At 71.1% G+C, this 3,700-nt stretch carries 5 protein-coding genes; all 5 read right to left on the bottom strand.

Translation table 11 applies throughout. The features are described 5' to 3' along the window. Nucleotides 1-120: 120 nt before the first annotated feature. Nucleotides 121-336, bottom strand: a complete 216-nt coding sequence (locus VGC18_RS10750; protein ID WP_331097156.1) for a helix-turn-helix domain-containing protein — start codon at nt 334-336, stop codon at nt 121-123. Then, a complete protein-coding gene (locus VGC18_RS10745) occupies nt 317-916 on the bottom strand; it encodes a hypothetical protein (protein WP_331097154.1) in 600 nt (199 codons plus the stop codon). The genes VGC18_RS10750 and VGC18_RS10745 overlap by 20 nt, the downstream gene beginning before the upstream one ends. A 12-nt stretch (nt 917-928) precedes the next feature. After that, nucleotides 929-1,420 carry a single-stranded DNA-binding protein gene (locus VGC18_RS10740; RefSeq protein WP_331097152.1) on the bottom strand — a complete coding sequence of 164 codons (492 nt, stop codon included), beginning with the start codon at nt 1,418-1,420 and terminating at the stop codon, nt 929-931. 73 nt (nt 1,421-1,493) lie between these two features. Beyond that, the gene (locus tag VGC18_RS10735; RefSeq protein ID WP_331097150.1) at nt 1,494-3,275 is read right to left on the bottom strand and encodes a type IV secretory system conjugative DNA transfer family protein; all 1,782 of its coding nucleotides are present in this window, start codon (nt 3,273-3,275) and stop codon (nt 1,494-1,496) included. Next, on the bottom strand, nt 3,272-3,700 hold a 429-nt coding region (locus VGC18_RS10730; protein ID WP_331097148.1), incomplete at its 5' end, for a hypothetical protein. The genes VGC18_RS10735 and VGC18_RS10730, both read right to left, overlap by 4 nt.

Here is a 3,700-nt window from a genome sequence, read left to right as displayed (position 1 = left end):
CCGACACGTTTATGCGTGGACGGATCGGTCCATCTCACACGGGCGCGGAACCCGTCCACGCGGCGTTCGACGTCGGTAGTCAGGTTCACCCCGACCGGCGGCATCCGGTGGTTGCGCGGGTCAGCCACGAGCCTGCTCCTGCTCGGCTACCCAAGCGCGCACCGTGGCGGGGCTGTACCGGGAGATGCCGCCAACACGGAGGAACGGTGGGCCGATCCTCTCCCTGCGCCAGCGCGAGAGGGTGGCCTCAGAGACGTTCAGAAACGTCGAGACCTCCCGCGTGCACCACAACGGCTCGATGGGGCCAACGCCGCTGTCAATCGTCGGACTCGTCATCGTCATCGCCCAGGCTGGCGTAGAAGGCGTCCTCGGCCGCTTGCCGCCAGGCGACGTCGGCTCGGACGAAGAGCCGGAAGTCCTCGGCCCGGTCGGCTACCACGATGTCCTCGACAGGCGCGGCCGCGTCCTCGCCGGGCCAGGTGGTCTGTCGGGTGGGGCGGTCGCGGTCCAGGCGGGTGCCGCAGGCCGCGACCCAGTCGCGGAGCCTTTGGCGGGCGTCGGCAAAGTCGCGGTGCCAGCCGAGCGGCGCGGAGCCGTTCTGATCGGGGTCGTAGGCGCACAGCCAGTGCAGGTGTAGCGCGGACAACTCCCACAACAGTTCGGGGTGCCGGTACCAGAATGGCGGGACGACACTGGCCGGGAGGCCGTAGGTGTGGCGGAGCCAGGTCACCCATCGGTCGAGCTCTGCCCACTCGGGTCCGGCCTCATCGGCGGTGAGCAGGTTCCAGTTCACCGGGTGCGGCGGTCCTGGGATCGAGTCGGCATCGGACAACGCTGGCCTCGCAGCAGCCTCCTCGCCCTCGGCATCGGGTTCCGGCTCGTCGAACTCCGGGATTTCCTCCGCGGTGATGCTCATGGTCGGGCCTCCTCAGATCCCGAGCGCGGTCGGTGTCGGCGCGCTGCCGCGCTCGGGCGATTGGAACTCCGGCGCCGGCGTGGTCGGCGTCTGTCGTGCTGAGGCCTCCTGCCCAGGTGCCTCCTGGTCGACGGCCGGTGCATTGCGGGGTGCGCGGTCGACGTCATAGCGAGTTCGGGCGAGGTCGTGGCCGATCTTCTTCGCCACGAACTGCTCGGTCGGCACCTGCTCGCCATCCCGGGTCGCCTCGTACTCGCGCACGTAGCCCTCGGCGACGAAGCTGTCGCCCTTCGTGAACCGCTCGTGCGCACGCTCAGCCGTCGCTCGGAACGCAACAAGATCATGGAACGTGGGGTCCAGCTGGGTGAAGGTACCGTCCTGGTTCCGCTCGAAGTGTTCCTGCCCGAACCGGGCATAGAACCGCGCCTGCCCATTCGCGTTATAGCTGAGCTGCGGGTCGGAGGCGATGAAGCCGGAGATCGACTGCTGAGTGTGGATGTCCATCGGACTGCCCTCCTGCGGTTGACGGCGACCTCACCGTGGGGTCGCTCTACCAGGCAGGTGCACCGGGTCGTTCCTACGAACGGCGCTCCAACAATGCCTCGATGCCGCCCCGACCAACACGGAGCTGGGCCGCGTCGGGTCGGCTGGTCCAGGTCCGCATCCGGGTGACGATGGGCGGTGCGGAGCGCAGCAGCACGAGCGCGGTGCCGAACGGCAGGGTGCGGATCATGTCGGGCGGCATGATCGGAACACGCCTGATCGAACGTTGTGCAGAGCGGGAGCCGTGGTCGCCGATGGTGGTGGAGTCTGTGGCCTCGTCGCGTTCCCCGATGAGCGTGGTCAGGTCGTGGAGGTCCTTGGGGTTGGAGGCACCGCCGAGGACGATCTTGACGATCGAGGCGTCCCAGATCGCGCCGGCGGCGTTCTCCGACCACTTCTCCCTGGCTTGGGCTAGGGACTGGAGGACGGGCATGGTCGTGATCCCGGTGCCGCCTCCCTCCGCCATGAGCGTCGGCAACGACGGCAAGGGCGCGAGGTTGCCCACCTCGTCAAGCGCGAGCAGCAGCGGCGGGTCGAGCCGTGCGCCGGGGCTGCGGGCCGCGATGCGGCGGGCAGCCTCGACGAGGTCTTCGACGAACGCCGCGACCAGCGCGGCGGAGTTGTTGGCTCCGGCTCCGGTCGCCAGCAGGTAGAGCGTGCCCCTGGCTCGCAGGAACGCCTCGGGGTCGAAGTCCTCTCCCTCGCGGGGGTTCACGGCGTCGAGCACACGCGGGTCCGCGAGCGCCGCCAGTGACAACGAGACGCCTTGCCAGATGGAGTCGCGGGTGCGGGGGTCGGAGTCGATCATGGCCTGCAAGGAGTCGGCCCATCCGGTTGCGGCTTTCGGGTTGGCGGTGAGGATCGCGACGGCGTCGGCGGCGGCTGCGGGGTCGAGGGTCCAACGGAACAGCTCGCCCGGCGGGCGCCGATCCAGCGCCGCGGCGTGGAGCAGGGCTTGGAGTGCGGTGCGGGTCTTGCCTTCCCAGAATCCGCCGCCCTCGACCCCGCCGGCGGAGAGGCCGGTGCCGGCGGCGAGCCCGGTCGCGCGGATCATCGCGGTCAGGGGGTCCTCGCATCCGCGGATGGGCGACCAGCGCAGGCCGGCGGGTACGCCTTCGGCCAGGTGCTGTGGGTCGAAGACCGCGACCGGCCCGACCTTCTCCCGCGCCCGCAACGTGGCGGTGAGGTTGTCGGGCCGCGTCGAGGTCGTGACGACCGCGCCGGGGGCGTCCAGGATCATGTTGATGACGATGTGCGCGCCCTTCCCGGAGCGCGGCGGCCCGATCAGCAGGATCGAGTCCTCGACGGAGGCCCAGACGCCCTTGCCGCGCGAGCTGCCGATCCGGTAGCCGATGTCCTCGGGCTGCGGCTTGTCGAGCGATGCCCGCAGATGCCTCGCACGGCGCAGCAGCGCTCTCTCGGATGCGGCGCGGGCGACGTCGCTCCGGGTGGCGATCCCGACGATGCGGTACGGGTCGTTCTTGAGTTGCCGGCCGTGTTCGCGGGCGAACTGCCAGATGAGCAGGGCGATTGCCGTCGTCGCCAGGATGAGGGCCGTCGCGGTGATCCAGTAGGCGACCGCGCTCAGGCCCGGTGCGCTGAACGCGGCGGCCGGGTCGCCGGGGTGTACGAGTACGGCGAGCCCGGTCTCGACGCCGCCGGCCGGCTGGCTCGTGCCGGTGATCCAGGCAGCGAGGGAGGCGGCGCCGCGCAGGATGCCGGCGAGGATCGCGGCGGCCACGAGAAGGCCGATGCCGAGGTTGGTCAGCTCGTCGCCCATTGCTCCGGGCGGGCCGGACGGGCGGGGCGTGCTCATCTTGTCGCCGTCTCGGGGTGCCCGATCGTGACGGCGCCGGAGACGCGCCCGAGCAGGATGACCTCGCGGGTCGGACTGGCCGCGAGCTGGTCGACGGTGATCACGGCGCGGGCGGCGCCGTCCGGGCCGGCGTCGGAGTGGGCGATGACGACAGCGACCGCGACGTCCTCGCCCGGTACGAACCCTTCTCCGTAGAGCGCCGGCAGGGCTGGCGGCGCCGGCTCGGAGGCCGGCTGCGGGTCGGGCTTGCGACCTCTGCCGGGCGTGATGATGTCGGTGAACATCGACCCGTCCGCCTCGCGGACCTCGACCCGCACCGGGGCACGGCGCTGGTCGGTGAGGTGGTCGAGGATGCCGGCGAAGTCCTCGCGGCGCCACGGCGGCGCGAACGGCTCCGGCAGGTGCGGGGTCCCGTCGATGGTGAC

This window comes from Lacisediminihabitans sp. (assembly GCF_036404185.1).
Taxonomy (GTDB): Bacteria; Actinomycetota; Actinomycetes; order Actinomycetales; family Microbacteriaceae; genus Lacisediminihabitans.
This window is presented reverse-complemented; position numbering and strand designations above follow the sequence as displayed.

Coding starts and splice junctions, on each gene's coding strand:
- VGC18_RS10740 (WP_331097152.1), bottom strand. CDS start 1,420: ATGGACATCCACACTCAGCAGTCGATCTCCGGCTTCATCGCCTCCGAC.
- VGC18_RS10750 (WP_331097156.1), bottom strand. CDS start 336: ATGACGAGTCCGACGATTGACAGCGGCGTTGGCCCCATCGAGCCGTTG.
- VGC18_RS10735 (WP_331097150.1), bottom strand. CDS start 3,275: ATGAGCACGCCCCGCCCGTCCGGCCCGCCCGGAGCAATGGGCGACGAG.
- VGC18_RS10745 (WP_331097154.1), bottom strand. CDS start 916: ATGAGCATCACCGCGGAGGAAATCCCGGAGTTCGACGAGCCGGAACCC.